At 38.6% G+C, this 17,203-nt stretch carries 12 protein-coding genes; 10 read left to right on the forward strand and 2 right to left on the reverse strand.

Going from position 1 to position 17,203, the window contains the following annotated elements:
* Positions 1-277: 277 nt before the first annotated feature.
* Positions 278-1,162, reverse strand: a complete 885-nt coding sequence (locus tag IEX62_RS18455) for a LysR family transcriptional regulator (RefSeq protein ID WP_188777021.1) — start codon at positions 1,160-1,162, stop codon at positions 278-280.
* Between the two features lie 296 nt (positions 1,163-1,458).
* Here IEX62_RS18455 and IEX62_RS18460 point away from each other — a divergent pair, with 296 nt between their 5' ends.
* Positions 1,459-2,460 (forward strand): DMT family transporter, encoded by a 1,002-nt coding sequence (locus IEX62_RS18460; protein WP_188777208.1) that lies wholly within the window; start codon positions 1,459-1,461, stop codon positions 2,458-2,460.
* A gap of 268 nt (positions 2,461-2,728) precedes the next feature.
* Here IEX62_RS18460 and IEX62_RS18465 read toward each other — a convergent pair whose 3' ends face one another.
* Positions 2,729-3,967: an MFS transporter gene (locus IEX62_RS18465; RefSeq protein WP_188777022.1), complete on the reverse strand. Its 1,239-nt coding sequence runs from the start codon at positions 3,965-3,967 to the stop codon at positions 2,729-2,731.
* Positions 3,968-5,210: 1,243 nt separating this feature from the next.
* Here IEX62_RS18465 and IEX62_RS18470 point away from each other — a divergent pair.
* The 9 genes from IEX62_RS18470 (at position 5,211) to IEX62_RS18510 (ending at position 17,203) form a co-directional block, all read left to right on the forward strand.
* Positions 5,211-7,058: a WD40 repeat domain-containing protein gene (locus IEX62_RS18470; protein WP_188777023.1), complete on the forward strand. Its 1,848-nt coding sequence runs from the start codon at positions 5,211-5,213 to the stop codon at positions 7,056-7,058.
* A 30-nt stretch (positions 7,059-7,088) separates the two neighbouring features.
* Positions 7,089-8,069: a pyridoxal-phosphate dependent enzyme gene (locus IEX62_RS18475; RefSeq protein ID WP_188777024.1), complete on the forward strand. Its 981-nt coding sequence runs from the start codon at positions 7,089-7,091 to the stop codon at positions 8,067-8,069.
* Between the two features lie 63 nt (positions 8,070-8,132).
* Complete coding sequence (locus tag IEX62_RS18480) at positions 8,133-9,131, forward strand: formylglycine-generating enzyme family protein (RefSeq protein WP_188777025.1); 999 nt, start codon at positions 8,133-8,135, stop codon at positions 9,129-9,131.
* Between the two features lie 13 nt (positions 9,132-9,144).
* Positions 9,145-10,986, forward strand: coding sequence for a WD40 repeat domain-containing protein (locus tag IEX62_RS18485; protein ID WP_188777026.1), 1,842 nt, complete (start codon positions 9,145-9,147; stop codon positions 10,984-10,986).
* Positions 10,987-12,287: 1,301 nt separating this feature from the next.
* Positions 12,288-12,761, forward strand: coding sequence for a prepilin peptidase (locus IEX62_RS18490; protein ID WP_188777027.1), 474 nt, complete (start codon positions 12,288-12,290; stop codon positions 12,759-12,761).
* Complete coding sequence (gene cpaB, locus IEX62_RS18495; RefSeq protein WP_188777028.1) at positions 12,754-13,617, forward strand: Flp pilus assembly protein CpaB; 864 nt, start codon at positions 12,754-12,756, stop codon at positions 13,615-13,617. The genes IEX62_RS18490 and cpaB overlap by 8 nt, the downstream gene beginning before the upstream one ends.
* 125 nt (positions 13,618-13,742) lie before the next feature.
* Positions 13,743-14,960, forward strand: a complete 1,218-nt coding sequence (locus tag IEX62_RS18500) for a CpaE/TadZ family protein (RefSeq protein WP_188777029.1) — start codon at positions 13,743-13,745, stop codon at positions 14,958-14,960.
* Complete coding sequence (locus IEX62_RS18505; RefSeq protein WP_188777030.1) at positions 14,926-16,272, forward strand: TadA family conjugal transfer-associated ATPase; 1,347 nt, start codon at positions 14,926-14,928, stop codon at positions 16,270-16,272. The genes IEX62_RS18500 and IEX62_RS18505 overlap by 35 nt, the downstream gene beginning before the upstream one ends.
* Positions 16,262-17,203: a type II secretion system F family protein gene (locus IEX62_RS18510; RefSeq protein ID WP_188777031.1), complete on the forward strand. Its 942-nt coding sequence runs from the start codon at positions 16,262-16,264 to the stop codon at positions 17,201-17,203. The genes IEX62_RS18505 and IEX62_RS18510 overlap by 11 nt, the downstream gene beginning before the upstream one ends.

Genomic DNA, 17,203 nt, shown 5'->3' on the forward strand with positions numbered 1-17,203 from the left:
ACTTTCCTTTCACAATCTGAAATGGAGTCTGTGTCATACGGATGGAGGTATAGATTCACGGTGTGGGTCTGTGGTAGATCATGAGCACAGAAGAGTAAGTTTTGCTAAAGTGTTGAATAAGTGTTGAGGTTTGTTTATTCAAGTATACCTGACGGAGTAGATGGATGCCACGGTTTTTTGATTGCGTTTACATAGATAATGAAATCGAATAGACCTGCTACCCTCGAACTGTTAGTTACAGATGTGTTCGAGGGTAGCAAGTCTGTAGCGATGCGAGCTATTTTTCAATAGGCTCAGGTAAAAATAGCTCCTGTGCTGTGCGGATGAACAATCTCGTTGCCAGTGATGCCTGCTCCATCGAAAGGGTCGCAATACCGATCTGGCGATGAATGATCGGATAGACGGGCTTCACCGTCAGCTCATGCGGGAACATCGATAGGGCAAGATCCGATACGATCCCGATGCCGAGCCCCTGACGAACCATCTGCACCAGCGTACTCACATTATGCGTGGTGAAGCGGATGTGAAGCTGACTCTTTTCCCGTTCAAATGCGTCCAGAATCGCTACCTCATGACCGCCTTTACATAAAATCATATCCTGACCGTGCAAATGCCGAATCGTAATCTGCTCCAGCTGTTGAAAAGGATGCTGCTCTGGCAGCAGTAATACCATCTGATCGCTATATAACGGAATCGTTTCGACCAGTGGATCAGGTAGCAGGATCAGTCCGGCATCAATGCGTCTGCTGTGTACCCATTCTTTCACTTCGTTCGTCGAGCCTTCATGCAGATCGAACACAAGATTCGGATACTGCTGCTGAATACGATGAATGATCGGCGGTAGAAAATAAGCAGAGGCGGAGGGGAAGGCACCGACTGTGATCGTGCCAATATCGAGCCCCTTTTCAGCAGCCACATGCTGTTCTACACGATTCATACTCTGCAATATACTTCGAAATTCACGTACGACACGCTGACCGATATCGGTGAGCAAAACGCCCTTTTTCCGATCACGCAGCAATAGCTTCACATCCAGCTCATTCTCGATACTGGCAATCGCATGGCTGACCGCAGGCTGTGTCATATGCAGCTCCTGTGCAGCCTGTGTAAAATTCAACGTCTCGGCAACACGTACGAAAATCATAATCTGTGTGATTGTCATAACAGAAATGTTATCTCCTTTATGCAAAAGATTCATTTTATTTATGATAGCAGAAGAGATACGCTAGAGCTATCCAATAGATCAAAATGAACATATAGATAGGAGAGAATGCAATGAATTCATATCGATCCGATAAGCCTCGGAATGATGATATACATGCTGGATCAGCTCAAGCGTCACCGCAAACATCGCAGGATCAGACGGGACACACGCAAACGAGACAAGCTACAACTGCAACACAGGTGGATCATCAGCAAGAGCAGGAGAAGAAGCCTATGGTTCAAGCTAGACAGACGATGAATCAAAGCAAACAAGTCGAACAGCTTAACCAAGCTAAACAAGCTAAACTTACTCCCCTAACTACTTTACTACTGGTACTGTTTCTCGTGACAATCTGGGGAGTTAACTGGCCGCTAACCAAGCTAGCACTACCATCTGTGCCACCTATTTTATTTTCGGGCTTACGTACTTTCATTGGAGGGCTGCTGTTACTTGCGATTGCCTGGCGCAGTCGCTCCGCTCTACAGTGGAAGCGCAACTGGCGTGTATATGTAATACTGGCGATTTTTAACATTATCGGGTACTACGGCTTGCAGACGGTCGGAATCGGTTATTTGCCTGCTGGACTATTTTCAACGATTGTATTTTTGCAGCCGGTATTGTTAGGCTTATTCTCATGGCTGTGGCTTGGAGAAAGCATGACGGTAATGAAGGCGGCGGGCTTGTTATTCGGCTTTGCTGGTGTGGCAGTGATCAGCTCTGGCGGTCTGGAAGGGCATCTGTCTCCATTGGGAATTATTCTTGCAATCGCCTCCGCACTATGCTGGGCAATCGGTACCATTTGTATGAAAAAGCATAGTCATCGCATCGATTCGCTCTGGGCGTTAACCGTGCAATTGCTGCTCGGTGGCATTGTATTGCTGGCACTGGGAAGTGGAACGGAAAGCTGGTCAGCTATCCACTGGAGTTTATCATTTGTGGAAATACTGATGTTCATCTCCGTGTTCGTTATCGCTGGCGGCTGGCTGGTGTACTTCAAGCTGCTGAATAGCGGCGAAGCGAGTACCGTCGGTTCGTACACCTTTGCAATTCCTGTACTGTCGAATATATTTAGTATTTTCATGCTGGGTGAGATGGTCACGATGACGCTGTTTGCTGGCTTGATTATGATTGCGATTGGAATTGGGCTGGTGAATAAGAAGCGGAAACAGCAGAGTCATGTGCAGATGGAAGAGCGAGAAGATCGCATAGTAGTCACTAATTCAGGTGCGCCTGTACAGACGAATTGCCGCTCGTAAGTAGAAGTCGTTAATAGACATAGATATGCACATGCATAGGTATAATGTAGATAACCCTGCACATGAACGTAAACATAGATATAGAAACCAAAATCTAGCATGAACAAGTAAAATCAAAACGAAAATGGGATGCCCGCTGTATCTATAGCTCTTTTGTTAGATGAGAGCTGTGGACATAGCGGGCATATTTTCAAGCTAGCATATTAAAGTAGCATGACTTCGTTTAGCTTATTTTTGTAGAACAATATGAACAGGTAATGGCTATCCGTTAAGAGGCATTCAATTTCGACTCACTGTGTAATTTATTAGAAGACACAGAGCGACAGAGGAACAGTCCGAAAAATGCTACGATTAATAGAAGCGTAATAATGGCGATCGCATATGATGCGCCAATCGATGCAATTAATGGTGTGAATAAGCTTAATAAACACAAACGTATGAGCAGGCTAATACTGCTGAAAAAGCTATTTACTCTCCCTATATGCGATTTGGGAACGAGCTGCATCATAATGGTATTGCTTGCGACCTTTGTACCCGAATTACCAGCGCCTCGCAGAATCTGCGCCCAGAGAAAGATCGCAGTAACTGGAAATACAAGAGTAAGAATCGTTCCAATCAAATAAATAAATGAAGTCAAAATGACAGTTTTGTAGGAACCTATTTTATTCATCATAAATGAAACGGTTACTCCAATAACAATCGCACCAATGGTATACATAATATTGGAAAAGCCAAGTACTTCTGCATTTTCCTGTAGCACCGAAGCCACGTAAATCGGATTGATATAATTGCCTACAAGTACTGAAATGAACGGCATGGTTGAGAAGAGGAAAAACAAAATGATGATTTTATTTTTCGTAATATACTGGAAGCCTTCGTATAAATCTGCCAAAAAGGTAATCTCTTTTGTATGCGAACGAGCAACGAATGAATAAGGAATCAAAGCAAGCGAAGCAATACAAATCAAATATGTAAAAAAGTCTATGATCAAAATCGTATTTAGCGATACACGTTCTATTAAAAAGCTTGCTAAAGCTGCACTAAGCATAGAGGCAACCTGACTCTGTGTTTCCAAAATGCTGTTTAAATACTTAAATTGTGAACCATCGAACAGCTCCTGTACAAAAGCAATTCGAGCAGGAATATGCGTAGCATAATACAAGGAACCTAAAAATTGTAGCAGGATAATCTGCCAGATTAACAAGGTATGATGGAAAAATCCATAAATACAGCAGATTCCAGTTAATACTAATCCAATCACCTCAATAGCGATCAAAAACCGCTTACGCGAAAACTTATCAATCCACACCCCAATAAATGGAGACATCAGAAACAAAAACAACGTTGTGAAAATCATCGTATAGCCTAGTATCTGCTCACCCTGATCATAATTCTTAATCAACGTCCATGGAATCGCAATTCCTGTAATGCCCACTCCGATCGCAGAAGTAATATTTCCTACCAAAAGCCTGTACAAATTCGGATCCTTCTTGATAGTTTTTTCCATAAAGCTACTCCTTTTCCTACGAAATCATTATAACAACTAATAAGTACTATAAATTAATTCAAATTTTCAAGGAATCTAACAGTTACATCATAGAAATATATGCCTATTATAGAATTACTTATATAAATTGATATAAGAAGTATAACTCTGTGTTTAAACATAGATAACTTATCATGTTTTCCACTAAAAAACAATTTCCTTTCAATTAATCTAAAAAAAATAAATAATGGATACATAAGATGTTTATGATATAAAATGTAAAAAAAGTGTTGACAATCGATTCTTGTTTGATATATAAATGTATACATGAAGATTGAATTTGAATAAAACAAATTTTATTTAAAAAGAAATCTAGTTATGGATAATAGAAGTTTATATCTAACGCATTTTATTTTAGTATATGTAAAAAAATAGTATTTATATTTTAATGAAATTTGAAATTATTTTTTAGATTAAGTAAAGTACAGTTAGTTACATAAGTTACAGGGTGCGAAAATAAAAATTAATTAGCATAATAGTTTTTGATTTATCAGAATTTATTTAGAGAAAATGTTCTTTTATTTAAAGTTTTAGGAATGAGTAGAAAATCTATATTAAGTAAGAGATTGTTTTAATTTTATATAGTTTAATTGGTTTACTATAATTAATGGTAGAAAATAGTTTTTTGATTTATTTTTTGTATTTCTGTATTTAAAATTAATATGTATTTTTTTAGAGTTATAAAGCCAAACTAAATATATGTTTCAACTTAAGATTAAATCTACATAAATTATGGTTTTTTCGTTGATAGTAAAAATATTTTGTAAACTTTCAGTTCCATTTTATGGTTGATGAAATATACTCACATATTCAGAATTTAATTATTATCGATTTTATAAATTTAATTTTAAAGTTACAGGTAATATATTATTGTAATGATTCCTCTAACAATGAATAAACGAAATATTGGTTGTATTTATATTGTTTAGATAATCATCTCCACTTTATTTGAGTTTATCTATAATTTGTTTAAAATTGAAATTAATAATAAAAATAACTAATAGGGTAACTTAAAGCACTAACTTTAATATTATTATATAAAGGAGGTGAAACCACATGGTGAAAAAATTCGTGAAACCAGTTCGTCGTATTGTTAAAGGCAACATCTAAGAATCGTTTCAAAGTACAAAATAATATTTAGAATCAGACTAAAGTGATACATATGAATATATGTATCACTTTAGTCAAATATGGAGGTAAATAAATGCATACTAATGATAGAATCACAAGATTATTATATATAAACGAGAAGAATTGTTTTGTTGCTTCTGATGTAAAAGGAAGATTACACTTATTAGATTTAGATCTTAATGTTTTTTGTACTTCAGACACTACTAGTTTTAATAGCCCTATCAATGCAATAGAGGTAACAGATAAGTATGTAATAACAAAAAATCGCAGAGGAGCTATAGCAAAGTGGGATATAAACACTTTACATCCATTAGATATATATGAGGAGCACAATATTTGTGATAAGACATATCTATGGGAACAAGAAGAGCCCTCGCCAACAGCTGCACGTGGAATTAGTGTCTACAATGGAAAGGTATACACAAATAACGGATATGGACAAATAGTAGTATTAGATTTAGAAAGTTTTGAAATTATAGAGATTCGAAACCCATTGACAAACGAATCTTTTATAGATTGTGTTAGTACAGAAGCAGGGGAACTACATGCTATATCAGAAACTTCAGGAGTATTGCATATAGGTAATTTAGAAACTGGAGATTTTCCTATTAACATTCAAATAGATGAAAGTAATGTACACGGAGTTAGATATGATAAACGTCACCATAGATTTTGGGCTACCCAAGATTCGGGATTGGACAGTGATCAAAATGTTGCTAATGGAGTTATAACAATAGATGTTAATGGTGAAAACTTATCTTTCTTTCCTTTTAGTCAAGATGATGTAGAGTTTTTGTTATTTGATGACGATTGTAGATATGTTTATGCTGGTGGTTTTGAAGGCTACATATATGTATTTGATAATTACGAAAAAGAATTTCGCTTAGATAATATTATTGGTCCATTCCCATATTTTATAATCAATGTAGTTTTTGTATCACATGATGATCTTTATGTTTTAATGCAAAATGGAGAGATTGTTTGTAGTGATAGTAAAGGTAATATTAAGAAAAGAAGTGGGTTTAATGGTAGTTGCATATGGGAAATGGCTTCGCATCCTTCTAATGACAGTATCGTGTATTGTGCTAAGGAAGAAGGAATAGAAATTTTAAACTATGAGCTTGGTAATTACGATTCTATCCAAATAAAAAAAGTATCTAAACATTCTAATGCTTTTGGTATAAACAGAAGAATTCGAGTTTTGGATGATGGCAGTTATGTAGCTATTACACAAGGCAAATACATTTATAAAGCAACTGAAATAGGAAATATAGAATGGTTCAAAAGGATAGATAGTGTACCTAGAAGCTTAGCAATTTCCAGTACTCAAGACGAAGTGATGGTTGGAACAGATGGAGGCCATGTAATTGTGCTATCAATTACTGGAGAAGAAAAACATTATAAATTGATAAGTAAGGCACCTGTTTGGGCAGTAGATTATTTGTTAGATCAAAGAAGAATTATGTGTTTCAAAGATGGAACGATCAATATTTATTCAGATGTTAATCTAATTGAAGAAGAATCTTTCCAAATTGAAGCATTTCCTAAAAGAATTATTAAGTGTACGGAAGATAGTGTCTATATTGTAGGTTCTTATGGCCTAATAGAAATTGATTTAAATACTAAAAACATCAAAAATACTTGGACAGAGCTCTTAATTAATACAAAAGAGAACGCTATTATGTTAAATGATAATATTTATATATTATCATATGGCTATCAAATGGGCACTTATATTATGGAAAGTGACGAAATAATTGATTTGAAAGAAGATTTTCAAGATTTCCCCAAATCTATTATCGGAAAAAAAACGTCAGATGGAGAAGCCATTTTGCTAGTTGGCGGCAGAGGCGGATTCCTTAACGTTTATAGAACTCAAAATGGAATTCCTTTTAAAGTCAGAGAACTATATTTACATTAATATTAATATTAATATTTCCAAGGAGAATATATGGAAAATATAATTGAGTCTAGTCTGCTCGAAAAACTAACTGAGTATGAAAAATTGATCGGTAATACACCATTGATAGAACTCTCAAACATTGAAGGTGTTGGGACTATATATGCAAAATGTGAATGGTATAATGCTACTGGGTCAATCAAGGATAGAGCAGCTTTTGCAATGATAAAAAACTTGTTAGAAGAAAATAAAGATAGAGATTCAAGTGACTTTCATATTTTAGAGTATAGTGGTGGGAATTTAGCGCTCTCACTTGCGCACATTTGTAAATTTCTTAATATTTCATTGACTTTAGTTCTAAGTTCTGCGGCAGATAAAAGTTTGTTGAGTAAATTATATAGGTTAAATGCAGAAGTTATATTGTCTGATAAAAGCAAAGGTTTTTGGGGAGTAATGTGTAAAGCATTCGATGTGCATAAAGAAAATCCTACATGGGATTTTCTTTATCAGCATCATAATAAAAATAATCATTTTGCACATAAAAATGGTACAGGATCAGAGATCATCCAGCAACTTAACGGGAAACAAGTAGACACTTGGGTAGCATCGGTAGGTACTGGAGGAACAGTAACAGGTGTGTATGATTCACTCAAGCTAAAATATCCATCAATTAATATGTGTATTGTTTCGCCAGCAGAATTAGAATATGGCAGTTTAGAAAAACCAAATTCGTTGAGAAAATATGCGGGTTCAGGTGGTTTGGGTGAGGGAAGAAAACAAAGATTTGTTGAAGAAAGAGAAATGTATATCCAAAGTCATTACAAATATTCTTTTGATGACACATTAAGAGAAATGAAACGCTTTTATGACAATACAGGTATAAAAATAGGTACTTCTGCTGCCGCAAATTTATTAGCTTCTAAAGAAATAATCAAAGAACAAAACAGAAATTTTTCTGTAGTAACAGTTTTTCCGGATCAAGGTTCTGACGAAGAATGGGAAGCATGCTATAGATTAGATGAGGAAAAATAATATCATAAGAATCACATTTAACTTATAGCAAATAATATTAGTTAGTGAATTGAGGAGAATAAAATGAAATTAATTTCTCTTGAAGATCATAAAGGTAATTTGAATTCTTTGAGTGATAGGGAAGCTATGGGATTACCCAATGAATATGTACGGCTTTCATATGAGAATATTCATGAAGAATTTGATAAAATTCGTAATTCTAATATTAACGAGTTATTAAACATATGCGAAAACCCAGAGTATACATTTGGTGAGAGATTAAGTGCTGCCACTGTTTTGGGATTTATTGGTGATCCGAGAATAAATGTATTAGAGCCCAAAATGATTAAAATTTCAAAAGCTATAGTCAATATAGGAACAAAGCATGATGAAGTCGATGATATTATAGCTAGTTATAAGGATACTGGTATTATCAAAGATTGGATAAGTAAAGAGACACCGAATTTTGAAGTAGAGTTAGATGAGTACTATATATCAAAATATTTAGTTACAAATTTAGAATATTTGCAATTTTTAAAAGAATGTCCAAATGCAGAAATACCTTCTTCTTGGATATTTGGAAGATTTCCAACGGAGAAATCTAATCATCCAGTATTCTCAATATCTTCTGATTCTGCTGATGAATATTGTGCCTGGCTATCGAAGAAAACTGGAAGAACTTTTAGATTACCTACTGAGTATGAATGGGAATATGCCGCAGCTGGACCAGAAAAAACAGAATTTCCATGGGGGAATCAATTTAATAATCAATATCTTAATACAGTGGAATTTGGATTATTAGCAAGTACACCAGTTGGAATTTTTCCACAAGGAAAATCGTATTTTGGGATTTTAGATATGGCTGGAAATGTTGAGGAATATGTTGCAGATGATTATGTATCTTATCCTAACGGAGAAGAAATAAAAGATGATCTTGTAAATATGGTTCAAAATTATAGGATTGCTAGAGGAGGAAGTTTTTCAAGGTTGCGTGATTTAGCTAGATGCCAACGTAGACATGGTCGTTATCCTCGCGAAATTTATGTAATGGGATTTAGATTGGCAGAAAGTAAATCAATTTAATTAGGAGGAAGTTATGACTGAAAAAAGCATTCTTACAAATGAAAAAACATTTACTAGACACCGTGGACCTGTTACAGCTGTAAAGCACATTGCTAATAAGAAATGGGTTGTCACATCTGGCTATGATGGAGCAGTGGGGAAATTCAATTTAGAAAATAACGAAGTACAACTTCTTGGATACCACGATCACTTAGTAAATTCTATCATTGTAAGTCAAAGTGGAAAAAAAGCTGCTTCAGTTTCGTCTGACTATACAATAAAAATTTGGGATTTAGAAAAAAATAAATTAGAGCGTACGCTACGTGGTCATTATGATGATGTAGAGTGTTTTTGCTTCATTGATGATAATGTCGGAGTGTCCGGCTCTAGAGATCAAAGAATAATGATCTGGAATCTAACAACAGGTGCAATAAATTTAATATTAGAGGGACATGATAAAGATGTTTTATCTTTAACATATCATGAAAATAAAATTTATTCATCTGGAGATGATAAAACTTTAAGAGTATGGGATTGTGATACAGGACATCAGATTAATCAGTGGGGACCTTTTGAGTTAGAGACTGATACATGCGCGATTGATCCTCTGCATAATAGAATTGTTTTAGGATGCGACGATGGGCACATTAAAATTTTTAGTGTAACTACAGGAGAGTTGATTAAAGATCTTGCTGCACATACTTCAGGGATCAAAAAAGTAGATGTCTCCCCTAGTAATGGTGACATTATTTCTGCAGCATATGATCAAAAAATACTTATCTGGGACTCTGAAACTTTAGAATTAAAATTGGAATTGGAGAATAATTTTATAAAGTGGGAACGGTCTTTGACTTTTTCTAATAGTGGAGAGCAAATACTTGCAGGGACTTTTGATGGTACAGTTTTAATTTGGGATGCATTTTCGGGTGTGTTTTTAAAAGAGGTAGGAAAGAATGATGATATAGACGCTGGTAATGCTTGTTTTAATGAGGCAGCAGTGTTGAATGATGATCAAATAGTTACTGTTAGCGACGATGGATTCGTTAGAATGATCGATTTGAACAACATACATTCTAATAAATATAAACCTAAATCTGGAAAGTTTTTGATGAATGCTATAACGGGAGATAAGAAGAATAAAATAGTTATGGCAGGCTCTCACGATCAAAAGCTACATATTTTTGATTCTGAAAATGGAAAGTTAACTCAATTGAGTGAATTAGCATTAAATGAAGGACCAATCAATACAATTCGAATTTCTAATAGAGTATATAATAGTGAACAGTTTAGTTTTGTAGGATGTTACAGTGGATGTATTGTAAGAATAAGTAATGACTTTAAATCTTTCGAGAAATTAAAAATTCATGAAGGTGCTGTTAAATCATTAAGACTACACCCTAATAAAAATATAGGTATAAGTTGCTCTGCAGATGGTGTATTAAATTCTTGGACGTACGATGGTCAAGTTATTAGGAGCTATCTTGGACATAATGCTATAATTAATGATTTAGATATTAGTCCTACAGGAGATTTTATTGCTAGTGTTTCAAGAGATTTCACTTTGAAAATTTATGATCTTGAATCTGGAGATCTTCTTCATTCTATTTATTTAGGACGCAAATCTTTAAAATCTGTATGCTTTTTTAGTGATAGTATAGTAGTAGTAGGGGATTACTGGGGTAACGTAATTTTAGTAGACTTAAAAAATAATAATATAAGTAAGCAAATGATAGCTAAAAATGGTATAAGTTCTATTAATTCACTGAATGACAATGAGGTTTTATTAACTTCTTATGATGGTAGTATCTATACTCTAAATGTTCTTCAATTTAAATTGAGCAAAACTTATACTGAGATGACACAAAGAGTTCAATAGGTGATTCTATGAAAAATAAGATTAATACAGAGCTAATAAGTAAAAAAAACAATTGTAATAAATGTGAAGTTTGTAGCTGCCTAGAGAAAAAAAATGTAGATTTTGATAATGATTCCAAAAATAACCAAAAAGATAATAGTAATAATTTAAAGAGATGATTTCTATTGAAGTTTTAGATGGAAAATTTAATATGATTGGTGAAAAAGTTTATTCGCATACTATGTGAATAAACTTTTTCATTTTTGATTGATGAAATAATTTTTTTGTTTTAATACTTTTCTTAATATGAAATAGAAATTGTATATGAGAGTACTTAAGTGGCTTTATAGATGTATTGTGCTTGATTTCTAAACAGTATAATTTAAGAAAGTATTAACTAAGTTTTATATTGTTATACACGATATAAAAGATAGTTGTAAATACAATCATTCAAAAATGATCGAAAAAATTTCTCTTAGCATTTCAAAAATTTTAATTCAAAAGTTGATTTTGTATACTTTTTTCTGACCGTAAAATTGTTTGAACAAATCAATTTATAAAATTCAAAGAAAAATTTTTCTTTTTATATTTGTTCAATTTTGCTAAGAATCTATTTTATATACTAGATTTAATCCAGAGCGTCTAAATAGAGAAATATAAAATCAACATTAATCGATACATATAAACACGTAGTAAAAACATAAGAATCACCCTGTCAACGAATCAGCTCTGTGAAAAGAAAGAGACTATATGATTAAATTCCATCCTTTTCTATAAATAAATATTTACATATAAAAATTAGTTTACATCCTCTTATTTGCCATAAAAATAATAAAAATTCTCGTTTTTTCATACTATGCGACTAGGTTGATCGAACCTTTCTCATTTCAAACCATAGCCTTAACCGTTTTCAGTCAATTTAACGAAATTTGTCGAAATTACTTCGATTGCACCAGGAACGAATGCCGAATATCCTTTTATTGGTAAAAAAACTTCATATTACGTAAGATATACTATAAGTAACTATCTATATTTTCCTTTTATTAGGAAGACGGCTCTATTTACCCCCTGCCATCAATCAGACACAATTGTATACGAAAAGCATAACTTATCGACCAATCAGTAATTTAAGAATCATACGAAATTCATGTATAGCTTTATCGCTCTATAGCCATACCATTTCCTTTTGAATAAAAGGGTACATCAGAACGCAGAACGTTGAGAACACAAAAGGCAGAACGTAGATTGGATGAAAAGCGATTAGACGCTGACATCTGAGCATGCAGTACAGGCGAATCCAGCCTGAAGCGGGGGGATCTACAGTGACAATTGAATATGCGATCGAGCTGCCCTTTTGGATTCTACTATTGATCTGTATCGTGATGGATTGCTGGAAACGAATCATTCCAGACGCGATCACCTTACCTGGAACGCTTTATTTTATCATCGTTCATGCGATCACAGGCACACTTGCATGGTGGCAGCCGCTGGTGGGAGCGCTTGGATTAGGCGCTATTGCTTTACTGCTTGCCATCATTAGTAGGGGAAAGCTTGGGGGTGGCGATATTAAGCTATTTGCCATGGTAGGCGCCTATCTGGGCTGGTCGGCAGGTATATGGGCATTGCTCTTTACCTTTCCAATCGCAGCGTTAATCGCCTGCCCGGTATTACTGATGAAGAAAATAGCACCGCCAACGATTAAGCTGCCAGAGGAGCTTCCACTGGCACCGTTTATAGCAACAAGCACCATACTACTTATAGCATTATTACAGAAGGTGGCCGAGACTCATGTTTGAATCGAAAAAACGAGCATTTGTATTTATGCTGCTGGCGATCGTGCTGGGAGCGGTAGCTGTGATCCTGTTTTCGACCTATATGCAGGAAACACGTGCCAGTCTGGGTGAGTTTGTTACCGTACAGGTTGCGGCGGAGGACATTCCTGCTGGTACGGTCATTCAACCGTCACTACTGACGGATCAGGAGGTTCCACGTAAGTACATACTGGACTCCCTGATCACCTCTCCACAGCAGCTGGAGAATAAAATTTCGGTTGTTCCGATTACGAAAGGTTCCGTCATTACCACATCAGTACTGCGAAATAATACGTTTGTAAAAGGCGACTATAGACAGGTTATGCTGAGAGCGCCAATGGCTGTATTTGATGAACAGATTGATGCATACGATAAAGTGGATATTTTATATTCCTATGATTCCAATGCCAATGATTCCAAAGGGAACAAGGGTGATAAGCGCGTAACCGATGTGCTACTCAAAAATGTCACCGTTAACAGCGTACAGAAGACGGGCAATGATATTACTGCCATCGGGGTACTCGTTAAGCTAAGCGATTCCAAATCGGTGATCTGGGCGCTGAATTATGCCAAAGAGGTTCGTTTGCTCAAGAGTGGCAGCAGCAAGGATGTTGGTAGCGACAGCGCAGCTACGACTGGAGATGGCGCAGCCACCAATTCTGCTACGAGCAGCATAGGCAGTAGGGCTACAGGTAATACGAGCAGTACAGACGCAGCCAAAGATAAAGCTCCAGCAAGCCAGGGCTCGACAACGAATCCATCCAGTGCCAATGCAGCCAAGTCGAATCAAGAGCAGAATGCGAATGGCTCGCAGGCGCCAGCGGCATCTGGCAGCAAATAGTCTAACGCTAACACCATTTTGTCCGATTCAGGAGCGAATATTGCTCCAACTGATGTTAGGAGTTAGGAAGCACACATCCATACGCATAGCAGATCAAGCATTACGGAATTAAAGGAGGGACTCACTTGTCTACGGTAAAGGTCACGATCATTTCGAGTAATGAGCGTCTCACCCAGCAGCTTGTGCAAAGTATTCATTTTTACAACATGCAGACGGGTGAGGTAATTGAGAAGCCGCGAGAAGCCTATATGCATATTCATCCGCGTGAACCACGCATTATTTTATTCGCGGAGCCAGAAGAGACGATGGAGCTGGCACCGATTGTGATGCAGCTCAAAAAGGTGAATGCAGGCGCGCCAGTCATTTTCCTCAGTCGCACTGGAGATTTTGAACGTATTCGGGAAATGTATCGTGCAGGAGCGGCGGACATCCTGCGCATTCCTGATGAGCTGGAGCAATTGGAGCAGGTACTGACCAAGGCAACGCAGCTTGCCCTACGCGGAGCCGATCAGCGTCCACATGCACAGCAGGGAGCCACAGGTGGCAAAATCATTTCGGTCTATAGTAGTAAAGGCGGCTCTGGAGCGACGACGATTGCGGTGAACGTCGCCCAGGCGATGGCATTGCAAAATCAAGATGCACGCGTGCTGCTGGTTGACCTGAATTTACAATTTGGTGGCATTCAGCATTATTTGGACATTGCGTTTGAACGGAATCTAGGAGATTTGAAGTCCGTACTGCACGAGCTTACCTTTAGCCAGCTCAGTAGTGTGCTATATCGGGTCGATTCGTCCAATCTGAACTTGCTGCTATCGCCTGCTCACCCGCAGGAAGCAGAGAATTTCACCAGTGACGATATGGAGCTACTATTCAGCGTCTGTCGTCAGAATTTTGACTATATCATTCTGGATTTGCCGCATGAGCTGAATGAAGTGTCGATTAGTGCGATTAGTCAGACCGATCAGCTTGCCTATGTGCTGAATCTGGATCGTGCGTCGATCCTGAGCCTGAAAAGTGTACTGAATATTCTGGATCGCTATCATCTGATTGATACCAGTCAGATCGCGCTGATCCTTAATAAGCATAGTCGTCGCTCCGATGTGACACGTGACGATCTGGAAAAGATCATTAATCTGCCTGTGCTCGGCTCGATCTCCGAGGATCTGAAGGGACAGCTACAGACCAGTGCGAATCTGGGGCTTCCTCTCATTATGGAGCGTCAGGAAAAGCTGAAAAGCCTGAAAGGTCCCATCAAGCAGTTCATTGAGCTGCAATCGGCACTGACCGGACGGGAAGGAGGCGAACGCCGTGTCGATCTTCCGCAAGCTCAGCAGCAGGCTTGATGAACAGCAGGTCGAGGAGCAGAAGCCGCTCGATTACATTGACTATCTGTTCAATCATTACAAGGGTCGGTTGCTCAAGGAAACGAATCTCGATCAGCTGATCAAGCTGCCCAATTACCAGAAGCGGCGTGCGATTGAGAAGCTGATCACCGAGATGATGGATCAGGAAAAGGTCATCATTACTCAGATGGACAAAACGCGCCTGCTCGATATGATTCTCGATGATTCCGTCGGCTTCGGCCCATTAGAGCCGTTGCTGCATGATGATGATATTACCGAGATCATGGTCAACGGCCCGAACGAAGTATATATCGAGCGCCAGGGACAGATCACCTTATCCGAGATCAATTTCAAAAATGATGAGCATATCCGTAACATTATCGATCGGATCGTCGCACCGATCGGACGGCGCATCGATGAAAGCTCGCCGCTGGTCGATGGACGCCTGGAGGATGGCAGTCGTGTCAATGCAGCCATTCCACCGATTGCCCTGCATGGCCCGGTCATTACAATTCGTAAATTTAAAAAAGACCCGTACACGATCGATCATCTAATGGGCTTTCGTACCTTAACATCGAAGATGTCAGATTTTATCGAAGCCGCGGTTGGCTCCAAAATGAACATTATCATCTCCGGTGGTACAGGTAGTGGTAAGACGACATTGCTCAACGTCGTATCCGCAGCCATTCCAATCGGTGAGCGTATCATCACGATTGAGGATATGGCAGAGCTACGCTTGAATCGGAAAAATGTCGTATCGCTGGAAGCACGCCCTGCCAATATGGAGGGAGCCGGTGAGATTACGATTCGTCAGCTCGTGAAAAACGCACTCCGTATGCGTCCTGACCGCATCATTGTCGGTGAGGTGCGCGGCGGTGAAGCGCTGGACATGCTACAGGCGATGAATACCGGTCATGAAGGCTCTCTAACGACGATTCATGCTAATAGCGCACAGGATGCGATGTCCCGGCTGGAAGCGATGATTCTGATGAATAATGCTTCGATGACCGCTGAGGTCGTTCGTCCGTTTATCTCGTCTGCGATTCAGCTCGTCATTCAGACACTTCGCTTATCGGATGGTACGCGGAAGGTCGTGTCGATTGCTGAAGCGGTTAGCGAGAATGGCGAAATTCAGCTGCACGACATTTTCCGATTCCGCCGTCTATCGACGGATACGAACGGACGTATCCGAGGTAGCTTTGTCACGACAGGCTATGTACCGCGCTGTGCGGAGAAGCTATCTGTATTCGGCTACGAGCTAGGAGAAGACTTTTTCGCTCCAGCAGAGGAGGCGGTTACTCATGACGGTTGAGACAGGCTTTCTCATCGTACTGTTTCTAACTGTAGTTGCAGGTGCACTGGCTGTATTTGAATTATCCGGTGTACGCAAAAAGAGTAAGCAGCTCGGCAAACGCTTAGCCGAGCTACACACTGACGAAGTGAAAAGCCGCAAAAATATGTACCTGCGTCTGGCAACTCGTTTTCATGGCTCTGACTATGGGAAGGAATGGGAGCAGAAGCTCATGGGTGCCGATGTACGTATGTCAGGCTTTAATTATGTGTTGCTGCAATGTGTACTTTTATTCGTGATCACGTATCTGCTCAATGTACTGCTGGGCTTGCGTTTTCCAATGGATATGATCGTTGCCTATTTTGTTGTCACGATCGGTTCCTCGCGCTGGCTCAAAGCAAGACGGCGTAAATTCGCCGCTCAGATTGATCGTCAGCTGCCTGAAGTATGCCGTATGCTCGGCAGCTCCATTCGTGCCGGCATGAGTATCCAGCAGGCGATTGGCATGGTAGCCAGTGAGCTCAAAGCACCGGCTGGCCCGCTCTTTCAGGAGATGTCACGTCAGCTCAAGCTCGGTAGTAATATCGACACCGTACTGAGCGAGCTAGGCGAACGATTGCAAAGTCGAGATATCCGTCTACTCATTCAGACCGTCACCATTCAGCGACAGGCGGGCGGTAATCTGGCGAAAGCGATGGATCAGCTGGCACGCACGCTGGAGGAACGCGAGCGTATGAACAAGGAGCTGAGCAACCAGACCGCAGAATCGCGCTATATCGCGCTCACACTGGCGCTGATGCCTGTCTTTCTCGTCGTTGCTTTTAATATCGTGTTCAAAGGCTTTGTTACACCATTATTTACGATTCCCGGTCTGATCCTGCTCGTCGTCGTTGTCATCCTGATGCTGATCGGCTTCCTGGCGATTCGCAGAGTAACCAATATAAAGGCGTGA

This window comes from Paenibacillus hunanensis (assembly GCF_014645615.1).
GTDB lineage: Bacteria > Bacillota > Bacilli > Paenibacillales > Paenibacillaceae > Saccharibacillus > Saccharibacillus hunanensis.

What these genes read in the sequence shown, in the direction of transcription:
- IEX62_RS18470 (WP_188777023.1), top strand. Translation starts at nt 5,211, where the DNA reads ATGCATACTAATGATAGAATCACAAGATTATTATATATAAACGAGAAG.
- IEX62_RS18485 (WP_188777026.1), top strand. Translation starts at nt 9,145, where the DNA reads ATGACTGAAAAAAGCATTCTTACAAATGAAAAAACATTTACTAGACAC.
- IEX62_RS18455 (WP_188777021.1), bottom strand. Translation starts at nt 1,162, where the DNA reads ATGACAATCACACAGATTATGATTTTCGTACGTGTTGCCGAGACGTTG.
- IEX62_RS18480 (WP_188777025.1), top strand. Translation starts at nt 8,133, where the DNA reads ATGAAATTAATTTCTCTTGAAGATCATAAAGGTAATTTGAATTCTTTG.
- IEX62_RS18475 (WP_188777024.1), top strand. Translation starts at nt 7,089, where the DNA reads ATGGAAAATATAATTGAGTCTAGTCTGCTCGAAAAACTAACTGAGTAT.
- cpaB (WP_188777028.1), top strand. Translation starts at nt 12,754, where the DNA reads ATGTTTGAATCGAAAAAACGAGCATTTGTATTTATGCTGCTGGCGATC.
- IEX62_RS18460 (WP_188777208.1), top strand. Translation starts at nt 1,459, where the DNA reads ATGAATCAAAGCAAACAAGTCGAACAGCTTAACCAAGCTAAACAAGCT.
- IEX62_RS18510 (WP_188777031.1), top strand. Translation starts at nt 16,262, where the DNA reads ATGACGGTTGAGACAGGCTTTCTCATCGTACTGTTTCTAACTGTAGTT.
- IEX62_RS18465 (WP_188777022.1), bottom strand. Translation starts at nt 3,967, where the DNA reads ATGGAAAAAACTATCAAGAAGGATCCGAATTTGTACAGGCTTTTGGTA.